Genomic DNA, 22786 nt, shown 5'->3' on the forward strand with positions numbered 1-22786 from the left:
CAGAGAAAAAAACTCAACCGCAACGCAACACGTGGACGGTAATTTCCGGCGGGCAGTTCAGCCGCGCAGGTATGCCGCAGGAGCCGGTCCCACGCGAGGTGTAGCCCGGCATCGCGCCGCTTAGCCAACGCCCTTTGATGAACGCGCCACTCAGGTTTTTCACCGGGCACACCACGTGCCGCCCACCGGGCAAACACAGCTGCCCGCCGTGGGTGTGGCCGCTGAGCATCAGGTCGAAACCGTGTTGCGCGGCCTTCGGGTGCGGCTCCGGCGAATGGCAAAGCAGCACACAGCAGTCGTCGTCGGGCACATCCGCGCGTGCTTTGGCAAAATCGGCCACACCGTAAAAATGCTCATCATCCACGCCCGCGATCCACAGCCGCTCGACGCCGCGCGTAAGGCACGCCGATTCATTGAGCAGGACGGGCAGGCCCGCCTCCTCTAAGGCCCAGACTTCCTCGATGAAATCATGATTGCCCAGGATGCCCCAGCGCTGCGAACTCACCGCCTCCAGCACGGGTGCCATCAAGCGCATTGACGGGCCGTAATCGTCGTCGGTCGAGTTGCGGTAATCACCGGTAAACACGCAGGCATCGTGCGGCGTCTCGCGCACCTTGGCGGCGATGGTGTCAGCCAGAGTCGCGTCGATATCGATGTGCAGATCGGTCAGTTGCAGCAGTCGAAATCCGTCAAACGCCTTGGGCAAGCGCGGCAGGTGCCAAATCTGTTCGACTATCTCATGGGCGTGAATATTGCGGCGCGCGCGGCCCTTCAGCCCAAGCACCGTCAGCCCTAGCTCGGCGAGGCGATCCAACGGAATGTATTTCTCCAGCTTAAAGGCACCCTCGCCCTGGTGAGACAGCCGCGCGTAATGCGAAGCCTGCCGGTGCAACCGCTCGCTGAGCAATGCCCGCCCCAGCCGCTTCTCCAGCGATGCATATTTCGGCGGCAGCGCCATCGCTAAGGGTCAGCGCGAATCGCGCCATTGAGGAATGATTCAATTTGCTCGCTGATCGGCTTGAGGTCGTAGTGCTCGACCACCTCTTTACCCGCCTGCGCAGCAATGCGTTCGCGTAGCGCGGCGTCGTTCGCCAGCCGATGGATTGCAGCGGCAACGGAGTCCGGATTCGCCGCCTCAGCCAGCACGCAGTTTTCCCCGTCGCGCCCCAGCTCGACATCACCGCCGTCGGGCACGAGCACCACCGGCAGCCGCGCGGCCATCGCCTCCAGCGGCGTCAGCGCAAAGGGCTCGCCCCAGTTGCTCGTAAAGAGCAGCGCATCGTACTCTGAGTAAACGCGGCGCATCTGCTCGGGCGTGGTCGACTTAAACTGCGCGGCATCGCCGAGGCCCAGTTTCGCGCACTCGTCCTTGAGCTGTTGCTCGTAATCGGGCTCGCCTTTACCGTAGAGATCGAGCGTCACGTCGAGACCCTGTTCGCGCGCCTTGGCCACGCCGCGAATCGCCGTCATCGGGTCTTTGTCTTCGCTCAGTCGCCCGACGAAGAGCAATTTTTTAAAAGAACCATGGTTCGTCTTCTGCTCGAATTTTCCCGTCTCAACGCCGCAGTAAATCACGCCTCCGTGGGCAACCTTGTAGCCGGCATCGACGGTCAGCTGACGCAAAAACGCGCTGCAAAAATAAATGTGCTTCCAGCGAATGTTCTCCACGGGAAAGGTCGGCGTGTCGCGGTCGAACTTGCGCCGCTGAGCCAACAGCTCGGCCAGCATGCGTAACAGCCCGGACCCGCCGCGCGCCTTGCGGTTCCACCAGTCCAGCCACACGTCGCCCTTCAGGCTGCGCGCAATCCAGTGGTCGGAGATGTCGTAAACGATCGGGATGCTGCCCGCTTCAAGCCGGTGCAATAGCGACTTCGAGATGCCGCCCATATTCCACACATGAATCACGTCGGGTTGCACGCGGTGAATCGCGGCGGCGAGCGTCGCGTGGTTTTGGCGCTCCAGCTCAATCAGCTGACTCATCGGCAACCACGGGTGCCCGAAGAAACCATGTATGCGCAAGGCGCGCTCCACACCCGGTGGATCGGGCTCGTGGACGCCGGACTTGGTGTGATTCGAGGTGAGCACGTGAATCTCGTGCCCCCGCTCACGCAGGCGATCCATCACCTGCTGGCAACGCACTTCATAACCTCCAACATGATGCGGCGGGTAGAGATTGCTGATGGTTAAAATTCTCATGGCGACTAGTGGCTGGATTTTCGTTCGGCAGCACCGGCTTCGTAGCCATCGGCGCGTCCCCGGCGCTGCTGCCAGCGAACACCAATCGCGTGCGGCCATTCGCCAAGGCGGCCCTCGCGCTGGCAGTATTTGAAGTCGGCCAACGCGTCTTTAACCGTGCCCATCAAGAGGAACTTCGGCTTGTTGCCAACGGGGTTCGCGTGCCCGGCCTTGGACACCGCCACGGCGTCACCCCGCGCACGCTTGTAGGACTGCGCCAGCGTGTAGTTGTGCGAATGGATCGCGATGGATTTCTCAGCGAGGACGATCTCGCGGCCAGCGTCTTTCATGCGGCGCGACCACTCATCGTCCTCGGCATATTGCAGGTCTTCGCGAAACGGGAATTCGCTCCAAATCGTTTTCGATGTGATGCAGCTGACCATGCTGAAAAAGTTCGGCCAGTTGACACTCTCGCGGTTTGGGCCAAAGCAGCGGTCGTAGTCGTGCGCAAAGACCGCCTGGCAATCGTCGCGCGGTATCTGTCGGCTAAAAGCCGAGCCGAGATTGGGCGTAGCAAGTGCGGTCTTGAGCAGTTCGCTGAGCCACTGCCGGTTGGCGGGCGTGGCGTCGCTGTTAAGATAAACAACCCACTCATTCGTCGCCAACTGCATGCCGCGGTTGAGCACCTTGCCGGGCACGTAAGTTCCAGGCTCCAGAATTTCAAAGGCAAACGGGTCGAACTGCCGGATGATCTCGTGCGAGCCGTCCGTCGAGGCGCTGTCGATCACGATGAGTTCGATTTTCCCCGGATAGTCTTGATCGAACACGCTCTTGAGCGTGTCGCCAATGGCCCACGCCTCGTTGTAAGAGCGCATGACCAGGCTGATGGATTCGGGCAGGTTATTCATGATGGGTAGCGCTCCTCCGCTTGTTGGTAAATGGACTCCTGTTCCGCGGCGATCGTTTGCCACGTGTAGCGTTCCTGGACTTCGGCCTGGCCGGCGCACGCCAGCCGCTCACCCAGTCCGGGCTCATCGATGAGCTGCCGCATGCGGGTGGCCAGCGCCTCGACATCGCCACTGGGAAAATGCAAGCCAGTCTGTTCGTGCGTCACGAGGCGCTGCAAACCGCCAACGGCCGACGCGATGACGGGCGTCTTCGTCGCCCACGCTTCCAGCACGACAATGCCAAAAGGCTCATGCCGCGAAGCGAGGACAAAGCAGTCCAACGCCGCGAGCAGATCCTTGTGCGCCTGGCTCTCCACCTCGACTGCGGGCAGCAAATGCACATCGCTGGCGAAGCCGGATTCTTCAATGAGCTGCTCCAGCTCGCGCGCGTAGTCGGCGTTGGTCGCAGGCCCGCAAAGCAGCAGACGTGCGTTGGGCTTTTGCGCGCGCACACACAACCAGGCCTCGAGGAGCAGCTTTTGGTTTTTCTGCGGATCGAGCCGGCTGATGCAGCCAAAAAGGAAATCATCCGGCTTGATGCCGAGGCGCTCACGTGCGGCGCTGCGGTAACCGCCGGTCAAGTTTCCCGGCTCCACGCCGTTGGGCAAATGATGCACACGATCAGCGGGGAGCTTTTCCTTTGCCGCTTCGTATTCGGAATAGCCAACGCAGATTATCGCATCCGCATTTTCCAGCAAATGCCGACTGCCGAGCAGCAGCCCAAACGGACGCCCCCACTCGAAGTGCCCCTGCTGCGCGGCCACAACGGACTGCGCCTCGTCCTTGGGCACGTCGAATATATTTCCATGCAGCGTGACCACAAACGGCCGCTTGCGCAGGCGCGCGGCAGTGCGGACCGTGGCCCCCATGCGCTTGGTCACATGCGCGTGAAAGATGCGCACACCTTTGTGGCACGCCAATCCGGCCAGCAGCGATAGCGAAAGCAGGTTGCCACCCTTCTTGTCGAGTGCCAGCCGCTCCGCATCGCTTAATCCGAAAAATGGATAGGTATAATTATAGCGGCGGATCGAAATGTCGCGCCACGTCTCGACGGGCTTGGGTGCCAGCGCGCGCGAAGTGTGAATCTCCGGCTGCCAACCAGCGGCTTGTTGCTGCCGACAGAGGTTGTAAATCACCGATTCCGTGCCGCCCCATTCATCGAGGGCGAAGCGTCGCGGAACATGGATGATCGTGCGGTCCTTCATTGGTCCAGCCGTTGCAGGATGTAGGGAATGAGCTGCTTCTTGCGGGAGACAAATCCATCCGCCAGCCATGGCTCGCTGTTGGCTTCGGGGGACAACTTGCGCGGCCACTCGTCACTGGGTGCCAGCACACTGAGGCGACTGGTTTGCTTGAGCACATCGGTGATCATCAGCACGGCGAAGTCGTGGCCATTGAGCGATTCGCGCAGGGACATTTCCAGCTCTCGCGCGCGGTCTCCAGTCAGCGCATTCAGGTCGACGGTTTCAATTTGCGCCGCCAAGAACTGGCGCTTGTCATGGGTGAAGGCCTTGCAGTCGGCCTTGACTAACTCGCTCGCTTTCGCCGAGACCAAGCGATCGTTGCGACGCAGTACTTCCAACCCGAACTCTTGCAAATCGACGCCCGCAAGGCTGGCCAAGTCACGGGCGATGCGGCGGTCCTGTTCGCGGGTCGTGGGTGATTGCAAAAGCAGCGTGTCGGAGATCAAGGCACCCAGCAGCAGCCGCGCCTTCGAGGCCGGGACGGTAATGCCCATTTCCCGGCAACGTGCAAAGAGGATGCTGGCCGTGGATCCCCAGATGCGGCAATCGATGTCCACCGGCTCGCTCGTTTCGATGTCGCCAATGCGGTGGTGGTCGACAATCGCCGTGACCACCGCTTCGTCGAGCCCTTTGATGCTCTGCGCTTTTTCAAAATGATCGACCAAGGCCACACGTGCACGGTGGGTGTCGGCAAGCTCCTGCGTCGTCACCACGCCGACCAAGTCGCCCGCGGCGTCCACCGCCAACAAGCCGTAATCGGCATCGGCGATGGCGTGCTTTTGCACCATGAGCACCTCGTCGCAGTCGATCGTGGCAAAGTCGGTTTCCATCGCGTTGCGGCATGGGATACAGCCGCCCAGGCTCGCGCAAAACGCAAATGCGCTGCCGTGATAACTAAAGACCGGCGTCTCCGTTTGCTCCTCCAGCTCAGGGCAACGCTCCGGGCCAACGACGATGATCGCCGCCGGCTTTTGCGCGAGCAGCTGCGCCGGATCGACCGGATGCGGACCAGTTACTAAAATGTCGTTCGGGCCAGGCTGCTCACCGCTGACGAAGCGCATTCCCGTAGGTTCGACGTTGACGGGGACCCCGTTGAGGGAGTTTAACGGCAGGCTTTCCACGAGGTGGTGCCACTGCAAGAGCGCGCCGAGCATGTCCTCGATATTCGCACTGAGCAGATAATTCACGCGCGGCATACGGTCGCTGATGATGCCCTGAATCTCGCCCTTATCGTCTTGCACCACGATGACCGGAGCCCGCTTTTCGCGGAGCAATCGCAGGGCGGCCGAGAGTGGTGCGTCGGGCGCAATCGTCAATGCCTTGGCACACGTTTCACGAATCGTGGGGCGGCAGTCTTCGCGAAAAACCGGCAAGGGCTCACCGGCAGTTTCGAAGAGCCAGGCGCTTTGCGGATTGGGGTCACCCAGGCGCAGCGCAGTGGCGGCAATCGCGTCCTCCCCATGCCCAAGCATCCAAGCAAACACGTGCGCCGACACCAGCGAATCGGTGTCGGGATTCTGGTGACCAGTGACGAAAATATTATTCACAGACATGGGTTGAGTTCGCGGCTTCTCGCATGACGGGGAAGATATCAGTCAACTGTGCGACGGGCAAGGTTTCGTGTGTGGCCAGCCAGCAAGCCGTGCTGTCCGGATGCGCGGGATCGTAGCCATGCATGCCGGTCACGAAGCCCATATTCATAAACGAAGGCACGAACAGGCTCCCTGCGGGCAGCAGGTAAAAGAGCTCGCCGTAGCGGCGGTTGGGGAACAGGCAACCGCCCGCCTCCAGCTCGGCATCGGTCACGATTTTTCCATCAGGCTGCGCCTGGAGCCATGCCGTTGTTACCTTGCGCGCGTGGTCGTTGAGGAACCAGAAACGCACCATGGTGGAGTCCCACACGGCCACGTAGTCCACGCCGTAAAGCAGGTCAACCTCACTCCAGCGACGCAACATGTCCGAGGCCGTCGTCACCTTGGCCATGCCGTGGTCACTAAACAAATGCAGGCGTACCTCGCGGTAGCTTTTGGCGGCAGTTGCATGCAGCTCGCGCAGGGCGTTCGCAAACTGGTCAAAGGCGGCATCGACGCCCGGTCCCGTTGGGCCGTATTTGTGCATCGTCGCATCAAGGCCCGCGGTGAAAAGATACATTAGCTCAATGTCGCCTTTGGCGAGAGCGTCCTTGGCTTGGGCAATGTTCGCGGCGTCGCCCGCACGCCAGTCGGAGCGGATCCAGGCTTTGCCCGACTCCTGCCAATGCTCAAAAATCGTACGCTGTCCACCGATGATCCCGCCTGGTTCGTAGATGTCTTTTTTCTCCGTGTAGTCGAGGTATGGCAGTCGCCCAAAGGGCACGCTGTAGAGTTGAAAGTAGCCGGTGTAGCCAAGCTTGGTGGCAAAGTATCGGCTGACCCGGTTGCGCACGCGGTGATGCCCGGCGAGTTTTTGCGGCAGGAAGCCAAGCTTACCCAAATCGCGAAAAGGGGACTCGCCCTCGGCCTTTACAAAGAAGGAGAAGTGCCCGTGGTCGCAAGGCAGCGCGCCGGTCAGGATGGTGGGGTCGCAAGTAGACGAGTAACCGAAGAGCGTCTGGCAGGGGTTGCGCACCGGGAAAAGTTCGCGCATAAAGTCCCGCTCCTCGGCGATCTTCCAACCGAGGGCGTCAGCAAAGATAAACACGTCGACGCGTGGTTTCACTCGGCGGGTAAAAGGCTTTGAATTTGGCGAATCAAGTTCGCAGGGCTGAAGGGCTTGGACATGACGCCACTCGCGCCGGAATCGTTTAACACCGGCATGAGCTCACTGCTGGTGCGCGCGGTAAAGATCAACACCGGCAGGGATTCATTGCCTGGCATCGCGCGGAGGGCCTTCATCAGCTCGGTGCCCTTGGTGTCGGGGAGGTCATAGTCCAGCAAAGCCAGGTCAAGCTTCAGGCTCGGTGCCGCCTTGAGACATTGGTCGCCGGATTGAAAGAAATGCCCTTTGATCTTCGTGCGCCGCAGGTGTAGCTGCACGAGCCGGATCATGGTTACGTCGTCGTCGACTACGATAATTTCACTCATTGTTCTGTCTTATAAATACCATGGTTATGTCATCACTCAATGCGTCTGTGCTGGAGTCTTCATCCATCACATCGCACAGGTCCCGCCAGAGGGCGGCACCACTTTGATAATTGCTGGATCGCATCAGCTCGATAAGGCGCTCCCAGCCGTAGAGCTCACCGCGATAGCGCCATTCGTAACAGCCATCGGATACCATGACGATGCGATCCTCGGGGCCCATCTCGATAACGTCCGACGTGTAGGTGAATGACGGCATCAGCCCAATGGGCGGGCCCGACGGCTCGAATTCCTGTACGTCTCCGTTCTTCGTAATGCGGATTGTGGGGCAATGCCCGGCGTTCACGTGCTCGCAAATGTCGGCATCGTCACTCCAACGAAGAATGGTCACCGTGATGAACATCGTCAGGTCGCCCAGCATGTGGTTGAGGATGCGGCCGATCTGCTGAAGCATCACGGGCAATGGCTTGGGGTTGTCGAGGAGCAGATTGAACGCGGCGCGATAAATGATCCCCAGCAGCGCGGCGGAGACGCCCTTGCCCATCACGTCGATAATGGTTACGTAGTGGTTGCCCAGCCGGTCCTGACAATACTCCGCAAAGTCACCGGCGACGTTCTGCGCGACGCGCTGGAACACGCGCACATTTTGCTTCATGACATTCGTCGGCTGGCGAACGGGGAGCAGGTGCTGCTGGATGTCGGCCGCGATCTCGAACTCGCGCAAGTCCTTCTCCGCCTCTTGACGGATCGTTGTGGAAATAAAGTTCGCAATCGAGATGCCAAAGATTTCGGCAAAGGTCCGCAGGTTGTTCACATGCGAGGAGACCAAACGCTTCTCGGTACTAATGCGACCAGCCGCGAGCATGCCGAAGAATTGCGTTTCTGAAGTGATCGGCAACAGGCAGCCGGAGCTGAACTCGCTAAGCAGCGGGATGCTCGCATTGAGGTCATTGCGCTGATGCTCGTCTTCCCAGATGATTTCGCAGTTGCGGCGGACCAGCTCCAGCACCTCATCGGTGACTGCCTCTTCCGGCATGACGGAGCTCACCTTTTCCAACTGGCTCATCACATAAACCGGCAGCTTACCATTGGGAATAATTTGTAGATAATCCAAATCGGAATTACCGCGAACATTGGTTAAGCTACTTTCCAGAAAACTACTGAGCGAGTCGGACTTCACCAACGATTCGCTGAGTTGATAAAACGCCGCCAGCCCTTCGTAGCTCGCAGAGAGTTCATTAAGAATGGACTGCATTTCATCGGACGGCGGCTCAATGCCAACGGACTCCGCGCAGTGCTTTTCCACGTCGACACGATAGCCGGAGGGGCCATGCCACTCCTGCAAACTATCGACAAACGACTTGATTAAAAAGCGACCACGCCCGTTCTCCTGCTCGATGTCTTCCGGCAGGTTGCCTTCACCCCTGGCAGTTGCCGGCCCCGTGCCCGGGTCTTGGATGGATAGCCTGACCACGCTGCGCGTCAGCGACCATTCGACCATAATTTCTGCTGCCGGGTTTTCCTTCGCCCCATGGACAATCGCATTGGTCAACAGCTCGGTGAAGATCAACTTCCAGCCATTAATTTCGTCCGTCGGGAGTTCGCACGACTCGAGGAAGGTAACAAACTTCTGACGGGCCAACGGCGTGACACCTACCGCAGCCTGCACGCGGGCTCGTTGGGAAGTCACCGTATCGGTTTGCAAAAAGAATGAGGGGTTAGTCGGCATTCTCTGGTTTGGGTAAATAGAAAGTCAAAGTGGCCCCGCCTTCGGGATCATTGTCCGCCAGAATCGAGCCGCTCAGCCGGCGGATGATGCGCTCGACAATCGTCAGGCCCAAGCCCGTGCCCTCGATGTAGGCGCTCTGACCACGGGAAAACGGTTTGAAAAGCTCTTCGTGATCATCGGGCAGGCCGTTGCCATTATCGTGAACGGTGTAGCTGATTTTATCATCGGTCGACTTAGCGTTAATGATGACAACGGGCGGACGGCCACCGTATTTAATGGCGTTGCTAATCAGGTTGGTCCAAACTTCGGACAACCAGGGTGCATAACCGTAAGCCGGTGGAATTTCACCCTCGATCCGGACCTCCGCATCGTACTCCTCTATCAAAGTCGCTAACGATTCCAGTGACTGTTTTACCAGCGCCTGCATATCCACAGTCGACAGCTCCACGACGCCTTTGCGAAAGCGCGCAAAAGACAACAGGCCGTTGATGATGTTCTGTGCATGGTTGGCACCGAGCTTAATCATTTCAACAATCTCACGGGCTTCGTCGCCGGTCAGATCTTCGATCATTTCAAAGGTCTCCACCGCCGAGGCAATGCCTCCAATGGGGTTCTTCAAGTCATGCGCAACGGTCATGTCGTAGGCGTCGAGCTGGCTGATTAACTCGTCTTTTTTGGCATTCTCCTGGCGCAGCGCCTCGCGTAATTGACTCACCTCCAAATGGGTCTTCACGCGCACCATTAGCTCCTCGTGCTGGATGGGCTTGGTGATGTAATCCACCCCGCCGGCAGCAAAGCCCGACAGCTTGCTATCCATGTCGTCCAAAGCCGTCATGAAGATAATCGGCTGCCCGTGATAATCCTCTCGCTTGCGAATTTCATGAGCGAGCTCAAAGCCATCCATGTCGGGCATCATCACGTCGAGCAGCATCAAGTCGGGTTCCACACGGTCCAAGCGGCGCAAGGCACTACGGGCGTTTTCCGCCGTGAGCATGCGGTAGCCACTCTTGGCCAAGTGCGCGCAAACCACGGCCAGATTCGTGGGATTGTCATCCACGACGAGGAGGGTTGCAGGAGATTCTTCAGACATGATTATGCAGAGTTGGCTTTGCCAAGGGCTTGATTGAGGATGTCCTCCAGAGCTTGGCTTTGAAATTGGGCGGCGAGGTCGGAAAGGTGCGAGTAGAAGTCCTGGCAGGCTTCATCTTCGGCGGAGAGCTCACTTACTTTGTCTTGCAAAGCTAAGATATCGCCCTCTTCTGCAAGGTTCAGCAATGCCTGCAAAATGTCGGCAGACGGCGTGGCCATTTCGCTCCGATCGGCAGCGGTAGTTTTCTGCCTGACGGGCTCATCATCGAGGCTTTCCCAATCAATGCCGAGCACCTCGCCCACTTTTTGATAAAGGTCATCGGCCTTCACCGGCTTGGCGACAAACGCAGCAAACGGCCGGAGCCGCACCTCGTTCTCCTCGTTTTGCATGACGCTCGCGGAGACGGCGATGACCGGCACGTTGCGCAAAATGGGATCGCACATGATGCGGTGGCAGAGCTCAAAGCCGTCCATCTCCGGCATCAGTAAATCGCTGGCGACCAGGTCGGGTAAATCACGATGCATCAAGTCCAGCGCTTCCTTACCCGAAGACGCAGACTCCACCTGGAAACCAGCGGCAACGAGCAATTCCTTGGTCACGCGGCGGCTGTTGTCATCGTCGTCCACCACGAGCACCGAACGCTGCTCTCCCTGAAAGCGCACGCGCCCAAGTTTGCGCGCAGGGATGTATTCCGAGTGCGACTCCTTGGGTGGCAAATAGGGTATCTCAAACCAAAAGCACGAGCCCTCGCCCAGCTTTGATTCGAGATAAATACTGCCCTCCATAAGCTCGATCAGCTTGCGGCAAATCGGCAGGCCCAGGCCGGTGCCTTCCGCGGTTTTCTTGCCACCGGACTGCTCGAACGTTTCAAATACACGCTGTTGATCCTCTTCCGGAATGCCGGCACCAGTGTCTTGCACGACGAACTTGAGTGTCTCCCCGCAAGGCCCGCCCTTGAGCGTTACGCGTCCGTTTGTGGTGAACTTGATCGCGTTGCCCACGAGATTCAGCAACACTTGGCGTATCGCGCGTTCATCTGCCTGGAAGTAAAAAATTTCCTCGAGCGGTTGGTCCTGATTAAAGTCCCAGGGTGTCACGGTGTAAGTCACCGACTTAAGCTCCGCATTCGGCGAGAACATGTCGTCCATGTCGCGCAAGACCTCCTGCAACAGCACGTCCGCATCTGTGAGTTGGAACTTGCCTGCCTCGATTTTCGATAAATCCAGGATGTCGTTGATCAAGTGCAGCAAGTGCTCACCACTACGCCCGATGGAGGAGATCATTTCCGCAGCGTCGGCGGGCAGATCATTGCGCATGCCGAGCACCTGCGTGTAGCCGAGCACACCATTGAGCGGGGTGCGAATTTCGTGACTCATGTTGGCCAGAAAACGGCTTTTGGCCTGGTTGGCGCGGTTGGCTTCTTCCGCCGCTTCGCGCGCGTGTTCAGAGGCAAGTTTGAGCGCCGTTTCCGTTTCCTTCTGCTTGGTGATGTCGGTCTCGATGCCAATGTAATTAGTCAGCTCTCCTTTATCATCGTAGAGCGGGTTCACGTCCACGCGGAGCCAATAGGTGTTGCCATTTTTATGGTAGTTGAGCAGTTCGGCGGAAAATGCTTTTTGGCTCTTCAGTTGCTGGCCGATCTCGGCAACGGTGTCCTTATCGGTCAATGGACCCTGGAGCATTTCTCCGGGTTTTCGCCCCCGCATCTCGTCGAGCGTATAACCGGTGATATTCTCAAAAGCCTGATTAATCCAGACCACCCGACCGCTTTCATCCGTAATGACCACGCCGTTCATGGTCTTACTCGCCACAAGCGACAGACGGCGGATTTGCGCCTCCGCTTTTTTCTGCTCGGTGATGTCGAGCATCACGCCATTAAAGACAATTTCGTTTGGTGAAATACGCTGGGGCTTACTATCGCCTTGCCACCACTTGACTTCGCCCGAGGGAGTGATCATGCGGCCAACGAATCGCCAATCCTGCATGGTCCTCATCGCTTCATCAATCGACTCACGCCAGGCAGAAACGTCGTCCGGGTGTATCTGAATGGCACGCCAATCTCTGATCGCGGCATCCGCCTTAAAGCCGAATACCTGCTCCGAACGCTGGCTCACATAGTAAAGGCCACACTCGCCGTTTTCGCGCTCAAACCACTGAAAGATAACCCCGGGAAATGTCTGCGCCAATGAGGCCAGACGCTGCTCCTCCTCCCGGAGTTTGCTGGTTGAGTAGCGCAGCTCCTGGGTGCGGCGTTCCACGGTTTGGGCAAGCTTGCCGCTGAGCTCTTCCAGTTCGCGATTTTTTTCAAACAGACGCAGCGCCTTATCCTCCAGCAAGCGCTCCGCCTCCTTCCGGGCATTGCGCTCCCGGTCGTATCGTTTTCTCCACTTCTCAATTTCTTCAATCATACTCGCGATTAACTAGCCCCTCGTCAGGGTAAATACGGAGGTATCGTCGCTAATGCTTTCCCGGCTGATGGTTGCGGTTTCGTTAAAGTGTTTGAGACAGCCGCGAATAAGACCCTCGGCGAAATCTTCCATGTGGCGGCTTGAGCTGTAGATCATCTTCATGGTGTCGCCATCGCGCTCACACTCGAAGTGCGGCAACTCGGCGTCAGGGTAAAGCTTGCGGACTTCCACATGAATATATTGGTCGATACTGGAGAGGAAGCCAAAGGCATCCGTGGCACCATGAAAGAACTGCGGGTAAGCGCCATGGAATCGCCCGAAAAGATGCTCACCGTAAATCTTAAGCAACTCATCCGGAGCAATACCGCTGTGCTTGCTGAGCTGCATGACCAGGGAGACCACTTCCTCATGCGGGTAGGTACCAACCGCCGTGTAAACTCCCTTGGAGACTGGCAGGTCTGCATCCGCGATGATGGAGTCGACCATGTTGATGCCGAACTTCTCCTCGACCATGTCCAGAAGCTCGGTGAATACCATTCCTTTCATTCTTGATCCTTAGTGATGGGTTAGTTGCTGGAGATAAATTGCGCACTGCGTCCGGGTGTGCTCCGGATGGGTGACTTGATAAACCGCATGCAAGGCCTCGGTCGGGTCGTCGGGGTCATGACAGCCCAGGCAGTCGCTGTAGGCGATGGCACCAGGCTTGGCCTCGCGTAAAATCGATTGCCAGTCTGGCGGCAGCGCGTCGAGCTGCTCATCCGAGCGCGGCAGCGGACCATACAAGCGCATTCGCCCGCAGGCGGCCTCCCACAGCCAGGGCAAACGCTCCAGCCAAAGCGGCAGGCTGGCCGGGCCGGGGTAGCTCGTGCCATTGAGCGCGATCCGCGCATCATGCGATGGTAGCCCAAAGTAGAGCAACGAGCGAAACTTAAACCAATACCAGAGCGCCGCCCAGCGTTCGGACCACGGGACTTGATTATCCGGCGGCGCAATCGAATCAGCAATAAACGATTCTATGCGTTCCAGACGCGCGCGGTTTTTGCAGCTATATAATACGCGCCCGTAGAGGATGGCGTTTTCCAGAGTCAAGTGAGCACCGAGGAAGCTGTGTGGCATCAGCCGGGCGTCACGGACCACGGTATCCTCCGCCACCAGCGACCCGCTGCCAACAACCGCATTGGGCCCAATGACAGAGCCTGGCCCGATCGCCACGTAATCACCGATAAGGTAGGGCGGATTCAGCTTAACTGACGGATGAATACGGCAAAGTCGGCCAACGGACAAATTAACATCGAGGTCCTCGTCATTCGTCGACTCCAGCCATGCCCGATCAAGCGCCTGCCAGTGGTCCATCAGCTCCCACTCCGAGGCGAAGCCATCGGGTGCTTCACCATCGGGCAGACCACTCATTACTTTGCCGTGGCTGGCGTCCGCCTGCGATACGGTAACCACTTCAATAATGATCGGCCAAAGCGTCGCTTCTTTAACGGCTTCGCGCACGCGATGCGGACGATCCGCAACAGATACGCGCACATGCTTATAGCCCTGATCCAGCGCGTAGTCGAACCAATGGTAAAGCAGCGGCTGGTCACCCACCGGCCACAAGACAAACGGATCCGGCAAGCGCAAGGCATGCTCCTGCTCACGCCAATCCGGGCAAACCAGTGAAAGAACGGCGGACTCCGTAGCAGCTACCGGCATGGCGTTAATAGGCACCCTTTCCAAGCACCACGGCAGGCACTGTTTTAAGTAATATTAATATATCCTGCTTCAGGCTTTGCGAACCGATGTATTGCAAGTCCAGCCGCACTTGCCCCTCGAAGTCGATCTCGGCGCGACCTCCGATTTGCCACAGGCAGGTGATGCCGGGCTTGACCATCAACCGACGCAAATGAAACGCCTTATACTCGGCGACTTCCTTGGGCACCGGTGGTCGTGGCCCGACCAGGGACATGTCGCCACGCAGCACATTGTAGAACTGCGGAAACTCGTCGATGGACAATTTGCGTATATATTTACCGACCTTGGTGATGCGCGGGTCATCCTTCATCTTAAAGGTCACCCCGGTCTCGTGCTGATTCTGCTCCGCCAGCTCATGCTTGATCTGGTCGGCGTTGATCACCATGGAGCGAAACTTAAGGCACTGAAACGCTCGACCGGCTTCCCCGACCCGCGTCTGCGAAAAGAAAACCGGGCCGCGATCCTCTAACTTGATCATTATTGCGGTTACCGCAAAAATAGGGGAAAATATCAAAAGCGCTACAGCCGAGCCGATGACGTCTAGGGCCCTTTTTCCTCCCTCGCTTAATGCAATGGTCAGTCGCCAAAGTTTAATTTTTCGGCGCATGGCTTTCCGCCATTTAGCCAATTCGACTTGGCCTTCTTGAGAGAGCCAGAACTCATCAAGAGCGGGGTTGGAAATATCATCGGCCATGACCGTTAATCCTTGATAACCAATAAATAGTTCTAAGCTTGCCTTGCCAAGGAAAGAATGATCATTTACTGATAGAATTTACCCCACGAGACATATCATGCCAATATTTGAAACACAGGATCAAGGCGAGGTATTGGTTATCCAGCTGCTGGCAACTCATCTTGAGGCCGCCAATGCTGCGGAGTTTAAACAAGAGCTGAGCCGCACCCAATTACCCTCCAGCGGAAACGTCCTCGTCGATTGCGCTAAGCTGGAATTCATCGACAGTTCCGGCCTCGGAGCCCTGCTGCATTTAAATAACTCGCTGAGCAAGGAAGTGCGCCCACTCGCCTTAAAAAATCTGCGCCCGGAAGTGCTCAGCGTGGTCGAACTCTTACGCCTCAACACCGTCTTTAAGCTAGAAAGCTGAGCCAATGCGCCGTTTCTTCAACGGGACATTCCCTTCCCTGTTGGACAAACTGGATGCGCACGTCGCGCGCGCGCAGGAGCGCTTCGCGGACAACGACTTGATCGAATCACTGATTCTTGGCGGCGGTTATGGCCGCGGTGAAGGCGGGGTCTATTTAGCGGACGACGAACCGCAACTCTACAACGACCTCGACTATTTTCTCTTCACGTCTGAGCCGGAGAATCCCGAGCTACTCCGCGAGGTGCGCGACTTTGAGAAAGTCGAAAGCGCGGCTCTCGGCATTGATGTGGAAGTCACCTGTCTGCCACCGGGTAACTTAAACGGTGCCGAGAAGTCCATGATGTTTCACGACTTGGTCAAGGGCTGCCTCGTCGTCACCGGACCGCAAAATTATCTTGCCGAATGGCAGGACAAAATGGACCCGGCCCTCATCGCGCCTATCGAGGCCACCCGCCTCCTCTGGAATCGTGGTAGCGGCTTGTTCTTTGCCCGCTGCCGATTGGATGAACCGGACGCACGCGGCTTCATCTACCGCCAGCACATGAAACTGGCCATCGCTCTGGGCGACGCGATCCTCTGCATGGCCGGCCAGCATAACGCCTATTGCGAAATCCGCGGCGAGCGCTTTGCCCAGCTCGACTCGCCGTTGGCCACGGACGAGATTCGCGCGCTTCACGCGACCGGTGTCGCCTTCAAGCAGCGCCCAGAGGAACCGCCAGCCGATCTCGATCTCGCCGCACAAAATGCACAGATGCGCGCGCTCTGGCAAACTGTCTATATTAATATAGAAGGGAAACGCCTCGGCTGCGCATTCGAGAATGCAGATGACTACGCCAAGTCGGCTCGCCGCCTTTTCCCCGAGGAGTCGGCCTTACGTTGCCTGCTGCTCGCGGTGCGCGACCGGCTCAAGCGCGGCGCGGCCCTGCGCCCCTACGGCGACTACCCGCGCGGCGCACTCATGCGCGCCCTGGTGCAGCTAAATGCCGACCAGCCCGACTGGGATCAGGTAAAGCAAAATTTGCCGATTAAAAATACTGACTGGAAATCAACATCCAGTGTTTACGAAACTTGGTGGAACTATTACAGTTAATCTCATGAACCGGCTGCTGGTTATCTTGCCCTACGTTCCATTTCCCATTCGGCGGGGGACTTTCCAGCGCGTTTTCCACCTGACTGAACAACTTGCCGGAGCCTTTCAGCTCGATCTGTTTTGCCTCTCCAGCGAAGCCGAGGACGCCGAGCATCATGACCGCTTTGCGGCAATGTGCCACCGCGTTGAGTTCAGCCATTTTGCGCATCCGCCCTGGCCATCCTTTTGGACAGACCGCGTGTGGCACCCCCAGCCAACCACGATTCGCCACTGGCATTCAGACGATGTCGAAAACGCACTGGGCGAGTTCATCGCCGGGCAGGACTACGACGCCGTGTTTTGGGTCGATATCGTGCTTTGGCCTTACGTGAAAAAGTTCTTCGCCGACCACCCCTGCCTCGTCATGGACCGCAGCCGTGTCGACTGGCTGTTCCAGCAGGAAGAGCTCGCCACACTCGACGACACCGCCTGGGGCCGCTTCATGCGGCGGGAGAATTTATTTAAGATCGCGCGCGCGGAGCGGGAGGTGATTGAGAGCATTCAGCTCGAAGTCGTGTGCGGTTTGGAGGACAAGGAATTCCTCGACGCGCGTCTGGGCCAGCCGGGCAAAACCTTTGTGCTGCCCAACGGCGCGAACACCGATTTCTTTAACGCCGACAACTGGCCACCGCAGCCCACGGAGTTTCCCAGTGCGCTCTTCTGCGGTGCCCTCGACTACACGCCCAACACCGACGCGATGCGCTGGTATTTTGAGGCGGTCCACCACCGAATCCTGGAGCTTCAGCCGGACTACCAGCTTATTCTCGTGGGCAAAAATCCGACCGACGAGGTGAAATCATACGCCAAAGAGCCGGGCGTCATCTTCGAAGGCGAGGTGCCGGACGTCCGCCCATTTTACCAAAAAGCCTGGATGCAGATTGTGCCCCTGCGCATTGGCGGCGGCACGCGATTAAAAATCGTTGAAGGCCTCTCGATGGAAAACCCCGTGGTCTCGACCACCCTTGGTGCCCAGGGCCTGGAGCTCGCACATCGACAGGAGCTCCTGCTTGCCGACACCGCCGAAGACTTTGCCCAAGCCTGCCATCAACTGATGAACGACCAAGCCCTCCGCCAACAACTCGCCCAAGCCGGACGCGCCAAAGTCCTCGGAGCCTACACGTGGACCGCCCTCGGCGGACGCCTGATCGACCAACTTAACCGCCTTCTCCCAAGCCATGAGCCCGCCTAATCCCATCGACCCACTGGAGCCGCCCATCGCGGTGCTGCTCGGCCTCCCCTTTCACGATCTCACGATGGAGGAGGCTCTTGAAGAGTGCCGCCGTGCGCTCAACAACCGACGAGCCGATTACTTCGTAACGGCCAATGTGGACTTCGCTGCGCAAGCTTATGAGGACGAGCATTTGCGCAAGATCTTGTTTTACGCCAAGCGCGTCGTGTGCGACGGCATGCCGCTGGTCTGGATTTCCCGCATCCTTGGCCACCCGCTGCGCGAGCGCATTGCCGGCTCCGACCTCACCCCAAAGCTGCTCGAAATCTGTGCCCAAACAAACAAGCGCGTTTACTTCTTCGGCAGTGATGACAAGACCCTCGGCGAAACCGTCGAAATATTGAAAGATAAGATGCCCGACCTCGAAATTGCCGGCTTTGAATCACCCCCGATGGGCAAGGTGCAGGACTGGGATAACGAAGGCGTCGTTCAGCGAATCCAGGACGCCAAAACGGATCTACTGCTCGTCGCCCTGGGCTGCCCCAAGCAGGAGGATTGGATTTACCTTTTTCATCAGCGCACGGGAGCTGCGCTGAGCATCGGTATCGGTGCTTCGCTGGACTTCGTTTCCGGAAAACAAGTCCGCGCACCGATGTGGATGCAAAAGACCGGCTTGGAGTGGCTATGGCGTCTGGGCACCAACCCCAAGCGCTTGCTCAGCCGCTACACGCGCGACTTCTTCTTCCTTGCCTGGGTGACGCTTCAGCAATGGCTCTCCAAGCGCCGCCGCGAACCGGCCCCCGCGATCAAACCAGCGCCCGAGCCAACCCCGGCAGAGTATCAACGGCTGGTCTGGCACGGCTCGGCCGAGCGCGCGACCATCGACCAACTTCCCGTGCCCGACAGCTGGGATCAACCCGTGCTGCTCGACATGAGCGATGTCGACTTCATTGACAGCGCCGGCATGGGCGCACTGGCCGGCATGGCCCGGCAAGCGCGTGAGCACGAGCAGTCCTTTGCAATTCTGTCGGCGGCAGACATCGTCGTCAAAGCGCTCAAGGCCGTGCGCCTGGATTCATTGTTTGAATTTTACCAGAACGAGGCCGACTACGCCATTGCGCTGACCACCGGTGCCACCGCCACCACCGAAGCAACCGAGGCCCTCCGCTACCAACTGAAAGAAATTCACGACAACACAAACTACAAGCACCTGACCCAGCAGCTTACGGATCTGATCGACGCCAACCCGTCGGCAAAGCTGCTACTCATCGATGCGTCCAAGGTGGTCTTTGTCGACAGTAGCGGCATCACGGCTCTACTCACGGCTTATCGCCGTATGAACGATCGCGGCGGCAAGGTGGAGCTAATTGCGCCGAGTCCACCGGTTAAACGCATCGTTCACTTGCTTCGGTTGACCGAATTCCTGCCCGAGCACCGCGAGGGAAAGGTAAGCTATTAAAGTCCTTCTCTCAGCGGGGATGATCCAGGGCGGGCGTTCGGGTGTCGGACGCTACGTCATTGCCTTGAGCGAGACACTCATCAAGCGCGGGCTTGAGCTGCACCTCGCAGGGCTGGATGCCGATCGCAGCCACTTCCCCATGATACCTGACGAGCACTGGGTCAGCATTCCGGCCAGCTTCGACTCGGGGGCTAAGAATCTGTTGTGGCACCAGGCGTCACTGCCGGGCATTATCCGGCACAACGGCTATGACGTCGTCCACATCCCCAGCTACCGCCGCATGGTCATCAACTGCCCGGCACCCCAGGTGGCCACAATTCACGACTGCGCGCCGTTCATCATGGCCGAGAAATACGACGCCCTGCGCGGCTTTTTCGGACGCAAAGTCGTGCCGTGGATTGCCCGCCGGATGGACCGCGTTATCGCCGTGAGCGCGACTGCGGGCAAAGACATTCAGCACTACCTGGGCGTCACGCCGGAGCGCCTTACCCTCATCCCTAACGGCATCGACCACGCGCGTTTTCAACCAGCCAGTGAAAATGCGCTCGCTGATTTCCGCACCAGACGCGCGCTGACGAAACCCTACCTAATCTACATTGCGCGTTTTGAGCACCCGGCGAAAAATCACGTGCGGCTCATCGAAGCCTTTGGGCGCTTCCGCGAAGAAAGTGGGCTTGACTGGCAGCTCGTGCTGGGCGGCGCACCTTGGCACGGCAAGGAAGTCATCGACGAGGCTTGGCAAAGCTCCACCCACCGCGACGCCATTCGTATGGAAGGCTTTGTGGAGGACGACGAGCTTGCGCTCTGGTATGGCGCGGCCGAAGCCCTCGTCTTCCCCTCGCTCATGGAAGGCTTTGGCTTCCCGGTGATTGAGGCGCAGGCCTGCGGAACCTTGGCGGTCTCCTCCAACGCCACGAGCCTGGCCGAAGTCAACGGCCCCGCCGCCCTGCCCTTCGACCCAACCTCGGTCGACTCCATAACCGCGGCGCTGCATCAACTGGGCCAAATGGATACCGCCGAGCGCACCAGGCGCATCGCGCAAGGCATCGAGTGGGCCGCGCAATATCGCTGGGAAAAACACGCCGAGCAATGCGAGCAAGTTTACCGGGAGGTCGCCGGTGGATAAACCGATGGAAAAGCCCGAGTGGAAACGCCGCTTCTGGGCCAACACCGGCAGTAGCTATGTGCAGGTGATGCTGCGCCTCGTGCTTGGGCTAATCCTGTTTCGCCAACTCTTCAGCGGTCTAAGTGAGGAGGCCTTCGGTTTCTGGTCACTTTTGTGGTCACTCTTTGGCTACGGCGTGTTGCTCGATTTCGGCTTCGGTTTTACGGCACAAAAAGCCGTCGCCGAAAAAATGGCACAAGGTGACATGGAGGGGCTCAACCGGCTGCTCGCCACAATCTTTTGGACCTTTGTCGCGCTGGCCGCCGGCCTGGTAACGGTGTTCCTCCTGCTGCGACCTTACTTCATGGAAGCGGTCTCGGTTTCGGCTGACGACTGGAGCGCGTTCAGCAGCGCGTATATTATCTTTTTCATCGGCATGGCGCTGACCTTTCCGCTGGGCCTTTTCCCCGAAGTGCTACGCGGCTTGCAGCGCATCGACCTCGCCAACTGGGTCGGCGTCGGCAACACCGTCTTGCACTTTTCGGTCATTGTCACCGCGCTCGCACTCGACTGGCCCTTCCCTGCGCTAATGGCGATCAGCGTCGTCTCCAGCCTGATCCCGAATATCTTCGCCGCGTTCTTTGCGTTCCGGTTAATCAAGAATCTCTCACTGATGCCCCGCTTGTTCGAGTGGCGCGCGGTGAAGGCGCAAATGAGTTTTTCCATCGCCGCCTATTTGATCACCTTTAGCAACCTGATCATGGCCAAGAGCGACCAGCTCGTGATCAGCCTTACCGTGGGCGTGGCGGCAGTAGCGATTTATCAGGCCGGTTTTAAAATGGGCGAAATGCTCAACCTGTTCAGCGTGCAGTTGCAATCAGCGCTCTCTCCGGCGGCCGCGCAATTAAAAGCCAGCGGCGATGAGGCCGGTCTGCGCGAACTGCTTCTGCGCAGTTCGCGGCTAACGCTGGTCGTCGTTACCCCAGCCTACGTGCTGTCGGCGGTATATCTCGATGGGCTCATCCGGCTGCTCACTGGCTTGGATGAGGTGCCTGCCGAGGCCTTTTGGGTCGGCCAAGCCCTACTGCTTGCAATCTACAGTTCACAACTGACAAATAGCTGCACCAAGCGTATTCTGATGATGACCGGGCATGAAAAGATACTCCTGCGCTTATCCGTCATCGATGCCGTTTTGAACGTCGCGATCAGCTTTGCCTTGGTGTTTCCTTTGGGCATATTGGGCGTCGCCCTTGGCACCTTGATCCCTACGGCGCTGATCGGCTGGCTGTTCGTGATCCCGCTGACTTTGACATCCGTGGAGCTCAGCGCCGGGCGTTTCCTGAAATTTCACTGCCAAGGAAGTGGCTGGCCCCTGGGAAGTTTCGCGCTCGTGTTGATTTTAATTATCCTTCTCGCGCCTTTCCCCAGTGACGGCGGGTTATGGTCCCTAGCCTGGCGAGGCGCACTGGCGGGCCTTCCGTGGCTTTGGTTCTCCCGAAAATTGGTTAAGGAAATGACATTATAGCCGTTAAATAATAACACATCTGTCGCGACCGATGAAATACCTCACTCCAATCCTCACCACCGTAATCATCAGCGGCCAAGTCGTTGCCCAAACAGAGTTGTCCGTTCAATCCACCGCGCGTCCTGCAGGTCTGGATATTGTCGCTCCGGTTATGCAAGCCGGCTCCGATGCACAGTCCGCTCAATTTCAAGCCGACGTGCTCCCCAGCATGCTGGATTTCATCGACACCAACCTTGGTGAATCGCAAAGCGTGAGTAACGTCTCCTCCATCGCACTGGACCCCTCCAAGCTGTATTTGGCCAACGATGCTGCCGTGCGCGTTTACTTTATCGGCGAAGGTGCGGGTTATCATAACACACTCGGTTTTAATACCGAAGGGCCGAGCATCAGCTCCGGCGATCCACTTCTCATTTTCCCCGACGCTTCGAGCATCGACAGCTATTACACCTATGGCGACCAAAACGCCTGGCGCTCCAACAGCGCACCGCTGATGCCGGGCGACTTTGTGGACCTCGGCGTGCTCGAAGCCGGCACCCAGCTCGACTTTTTCCTCATCGCCAACGGTGCCAATGGCGGCTCGAATGTGTGGTCGACGGATTCCTCAGTGAACGCCGACGGCCTGATCCACACAGTGAGCCTGGTCGAAGAAGGCAGCCCGTATTTGCTGATCGGTTTTGAAGACCTCTATGGCGGCGGCGACAAGGACTACAATGACTTGCTCTTCGCCGTCGATATCGGCGCAGCCAATGTTTCTTACCTGGCCAATCCCGAGCCGTCGACCTGGTTGATCATGGGTCTGTTTGCCGCTGGCGTGTTTTACATTGCCCGACGCCAACAGCCCGAGTTGGCCGAGGCTCGGGTAGGCTAGGTATATCGTCCCCAAGTCAAGGCGGTGTCTGAGAATA

The 22786-nt window shown here is 58.3% G+C and carries 20 protein-coding genes; 7 read left to right on the top strand and 13 right to left on the bottom strand.

Annotation, left to right across the window (positions count from 1 at the left end; all coding sequences use genetic code 11):
* Window positions 1-13: 13 nt before the first annotated feature.
* The 13 genes from O3S85_RS06740 to O3S85_RS06800 are packed head-to-tail and all read right to left on the bottom strand — an operon-like array spanning window position 14 to window position 15086.
* On the bottom strand, window positions 14-958 hold the full coding sequence (locus O3S85_RS06740) for a metallophosphoesterase (protein WP_269539086.1): 945 nt from the start codon (window positions 956-958) through the stop codon (window positions 14-16).
* 2 nt (window positions 959-960) lie between these two features.
* The gene (locus O3S85_RS06745; RefSeq protein WP_269539088.1) at window positions 961-2196 is read right to left on the bottom strand and encodes a glycosyltransferase family 4 protein; all 1236 of its coding nucleotides are present in this window, start codon (window positions 2194-2196) and stop codon (window positions 961-963) included.
* 5 nt (window positions 2197-2201) lie between these two features.
* On the bottom strand, window positions 2202-3083 hold the full coding sequence (locus O3S85_RS06750) for a glycosyltransferase family 2 protein (RefSeq protein ID WP_269539089.1): 882 nt from the start codon (window positions 3081-3083) through the stop codon (window positions 2202-2204).
* A complete protein-coding gene (locus O3S85_RS06755; RefSeq protein ID WP_269539091.1) occupies window positions 3080-4327 on the bottom strand; it encodes a glycosyltransferase family 4 protein in 1248 nt (415 codons plus the stop codon). Before O3S85_RS06755 ends, O3S85_RS06750 begins: the two co-directional genes overlap by 4 nt.
* On the bottom strand, window positions 4324-5919 hold the full coding sequence (locus O3S85_RS06760) for a DHHA2 domain-containing protein (protein ID WP_269539093.1): 1596 nt from the start codon (window positions 5917-5919) through the stop codon (window positions 4324-4326). Before O3S85_RS06760 ends, O3S85_RS06755 begins: the two co-directional genes overlap by 4 nt.
* Complete coding sequence (locus O3S85_RS06765; protein WP_269539095.1) at window positions 5906-7063, bottom strand: alkaline phosphatase family protein; 1158 nt, start codon at window positions 7061-7063, stop codon at window positions 5906-5908. The genes O3S85_RS06760 and O3S85_RS06765 overlap by 14 nt, the downstream gene beginning before the upstream one ends.
* Window positions 7060-7428, bottom strand: coding sequence for a response regulator (locus O3S85_RS06770; protein WP_269539096.1), 369 nt, complete (start codon window positions 7426-7428; stop codon window positions 7060-7062). The genes O3S85_RS06765 and O3S85_RS06770 overlap by 4 nt, the downstream gene beginning before the upstream one ends.
* The gene (locus tag O3S85_RS06775; protein ID WP_269539097.1) at window positions 7421-9154 is read right to left on the bottom strand and encodes an ATP-binding SpoIIE family protein phosphatase; all 1734 of its coding nucleotides are present in this window, start codon (window positions 9152-9154) and stop codon (window positions 7421-7423) included. The genes O3S85_RS06770 and O3S85_RS06775 overlap by 8 nt, the downstream gene beginning before the upstream one ends.
* Window positions 9144-10244: a sensor histidine kinase gene (locus tag O3S85_RS06780; protein WP_269539098.1), complete on the bottom strand. Its 1101-nt coding sequence runs from the start codon at window positions 10242-10244 to the stop codon at window positions 9144-9146. Before O3S85_RS06780 ends, O3S85_RS06775 begins: the two co-directional genes overlap by 11 nt.
* Before the next feature lie 2 nt (window positions 10245-10246).
* Complete coding sequence (locus tag O3S85_RS06785) at window positions 10247-12652, bottom strand: ATP-binding protein (RefSeq protein ID WP_269539100.1); 2406 nt, start codon at window positions 12650-12652, stop codon at window positions 10247-10249.
* Window positions 12653-12664: 12 nt separating this feature from the next.
* Complete coding sequence (locus tag O3S85_RS06790; RefSeq protein WP_269539101.1) at window positions 12665-13198, bottom strand: heme NO-binding domain-containing protein; 534 nt, start codon at window positions 13196-13198, stop codon at window positions 12665-12667.
* Between the two features lie 9 nt (window positions 13199-13207).
* A complete protein-coding gene (locus tag O3S85_RS06795; RefSeq protein WP_269539103.1) occupies window positions 13208-14353 on the bottom strand; it encodes a nucleotidyltransferase family protein in 1146 nt (381 codons plus the stop codon).
* A 4-nt stretch (window positions 14354-14357) separates the two neighbouring features.
* Complete coding sequence (locus tag O3S85_RS06800; protein ID WP_332107535.1) at window positions 14358-15086, bottom strand: sugar transferase; 729 nt, start codon at window positions 15084-15086, stop codon at window positions 14358-14360.
* Window positions 15087-15183: 97 nt separating this feature from the next.
* Between O3S85_RS06800 and O3S85_RS06805 the strand changes: the two genes are divergently transcribed.
* From O3S85_RS06805 to O3S85_RS06835, 7 genes are read left to right on the top strand one after another with little or no spacing between them, the layout of a single operon-like run.
* Window positions 15184-15495, top strand: coding sequence for an STAS domain-containing protein (locus tag O3S85_RS06805; protein WP_269539105.1), 312 nt, complete (start codon window positions 15184-15186; stop codon window positions 15493-15495).
* Window positions 15496-15499: 4 nt separating this feature from the next.
* Window positions 15500-16585 carry a hypothetical protein gene (locus tag O3S85_RS06810; protein ID WP_269539106.1) on the top strand — a complete coding sequence of 362 codons (1086 nt, stop codon included), beginning with the start codon at window positions 15500-15502 and terminating at the stop codon, window positions 16583-16585.
* 4 nt (window positions 16586-16589) lie between these two features.
* Window positions 16590-17813 carry a glycosyltransferase gene (locus O3S85_RS06815; RefSeq protein WP_269539108.1) on the top strand — a complete coding sequence of 408 codons (1224 nt, stop codon included), beginning with the start codon at window positions 16590-16592 and terminating at the stop codon, window positions 17811-17813.
* Window positions 17800-19251 (top strand): WecB/TagA/CpsF family glycosyltransferase, encoded by a 1452-nt coding sequence (locus tag O3S85_RS06820; RefSeq protein WP_269539109.1) that lies wholly within the window; start codon window positions 17800-17802, stop codon window positions 19249-19251. The genes O3S85_RS06815 and O3S85_RS06820 overlap by 14 nt, the downstream gene beginning before the upstream one ends.
* 19 nt (window positions 19252-19270) lie before the next feature.
* Window positions 19271-20377 (top strand): glycosyltransferase family 4 protein, encoded by a 1107-nt coding sequence (locus O3S85_RS06825; RefSeq protein ID WP_269539111.1) that lies wholly within the window; start codon window positions 19271-19273, stop codon window positions 20375-20377.
* Between the two features lie 4 nt (window positions 20378-20381).
* On the top strand, window positions 20382-21881 hold the full coding sequence (locus O3S85_RS06830; protein ID WP_269539112.1) for an oligosaccharide flippase family protein: 1500 nt from the start codon (window positions 20382-20384) through the stop codon (window positions 21879-21881).
* 31 nt (window positions 21882-21912) lie between these two features.
* Window positions 21913-22749, top strand: a complete 837-nt coding sequence (locus tag O3S85_RS06835) for a DUF4114 domain-containing protein (RefSeq protein ID WP_269539114.1) — start codon at window positions 21913-21915, stop codon at window positions 22747-22749.
* The last annotated feature ends 37 nt before the right edge of the window (window positions 22750-22786 follow it).

This window comes from Cerasicoccus sp. TK19100 (genome assembly GCF_027257155.1).
Taxonomy (GTDB): Bacteria; Verrucomicrobiota; Verrucomicrobiia; order Opitutales; family Cerasicoccaceae; genus Cerasicoccus; species Cerasicoccus fimbriatus.

Coding starts and splice junctions, on each gene's coding strand:
- O3S85_RS06780 (WP_269539098.1), bottom strand. CDS start 10,244: ATGTCTGAAGAATCTCCTGCAACCCTCCTCGTCGTGGATGACAATCCC.
- O3S85_RS06815 (WP_269539108.1), top strand. CDS start 16,590: ATGAACCGGCTGCTGGTTATCTTGCCCTACGTTCCATTTCCCATTCGG.
- O3S85_RS06835 (WP_269539114.1), top strand. CDS start 21,913: ATGAAATACCTCACTCCAATCCTCACCACCGTAATCATCAGCGGCCAA.
- O3S85_RS06795 (WP_269539103.1), bottom strand. CDS start 14,353: ATGCCGGTAGCTGCTACGGAGTCCGCCGTTCTTTCACTGGTTTGCCCG.
- O3S85_RS06800 (WP_332107535.1), bottom strand. CDS start 15,086: ATGGCCGATGATATTTCCAACCCCGCTCTTGATGAGTTCTGGCTCTCT.
- O3S85_RS06775 (WP_269539097.1), bottom strand. CDS start 9,154: ATGCCGACTAACCCCTCATTCTTTTTGCAAACCGATACGGTGACTTCC.
- O3S85_RS06740 (WP_269539086.1), bottom strand. CDS start 958: ATGGCGCTGCCGCCGAAATATGCATCGCTGGAGAAGCGGCTGGGGCGG.
- O3S85_RS06770 (WP_269539096.1), bottom strand. CDS start 7,428: ATGAGTGAAATTATCGTAGTCGACGACGACGTAACCATGATCCGGCTC.
- O3S85_RS06825 (WP_269539111.1), top strand. CDS start 19,271: ATGATCCAGGGCGGGCGTTCGGGTGTCGGACGCTACGTCATTGCCTTG.
- O3S85_RS06790 (WP_269539101.1), bottom strand. CDS start 13,198: ATGAAAGGAATGGTATTCACCGAGCTTCTGGACATGGTCGAGGAGAAG.
- O3S85_RS06745 (WP_269539088.1), bottom strand. CDS start 2,196: ATGAGAATTTTAACCATCAGCAATCTCTACCCGCCGCATCATGTTGGA.
- O3S85_RS06805 (WP_269539105.1), top strand. CDS start 15,184: ATGCCAATATTTGAAACACAGGATCAAGGCGAGGTATTGGTTATCCAG.
- O3S85_RS06760 (WP_269539093.1), bottom strand. CDS start 5,919: ATGTCTGTGAATAATATTTTCGTCACTGGTCACCAGAATCCCGACACC.
- O3S85_RS06785 (WP_269539100.1), bottom strand. CDS start 12,652: ATGATTGAAGAAATTGAGAAGTGGAGAAAACGATACGACCGGGAGCGC.
- O3S85_RS06830 (WP_269539112.1), top strand. CDS start 20,382: ATGGAAAAGCCCGAGTGGAAACGCCGCTTCTGGGCCAACACCGGCAGT.
- O3S85_RS06810 (WP_269539106.1), top strand. CDS start 15,500: ATGCGCCGTTTCTTCAACGGGACATTCCCTTCCCTGTTGGACAAACTG.
- O3S85_RS06755 (WP_269539091.1), bottom strand. CDS start 4,327: ATGAAGGACCGCACGATCATCCATGTTCCGCGACGCTTCGCCCTCGAT.
- O3S85_RS06820 (WP_269539109.1), top strand. CDS start 17,800: ATGAGCCCGCCTAATCCCATCGACCCACTGGAGCCGCCCATCGCGGTG.
- O3S85_RS06750 (WP_269539089.1), bottom strand. CDS start 3,083: ATGAATAACCTGCCCGAATCCATCAGCCTGGTCATGCGCTCTTACAAC.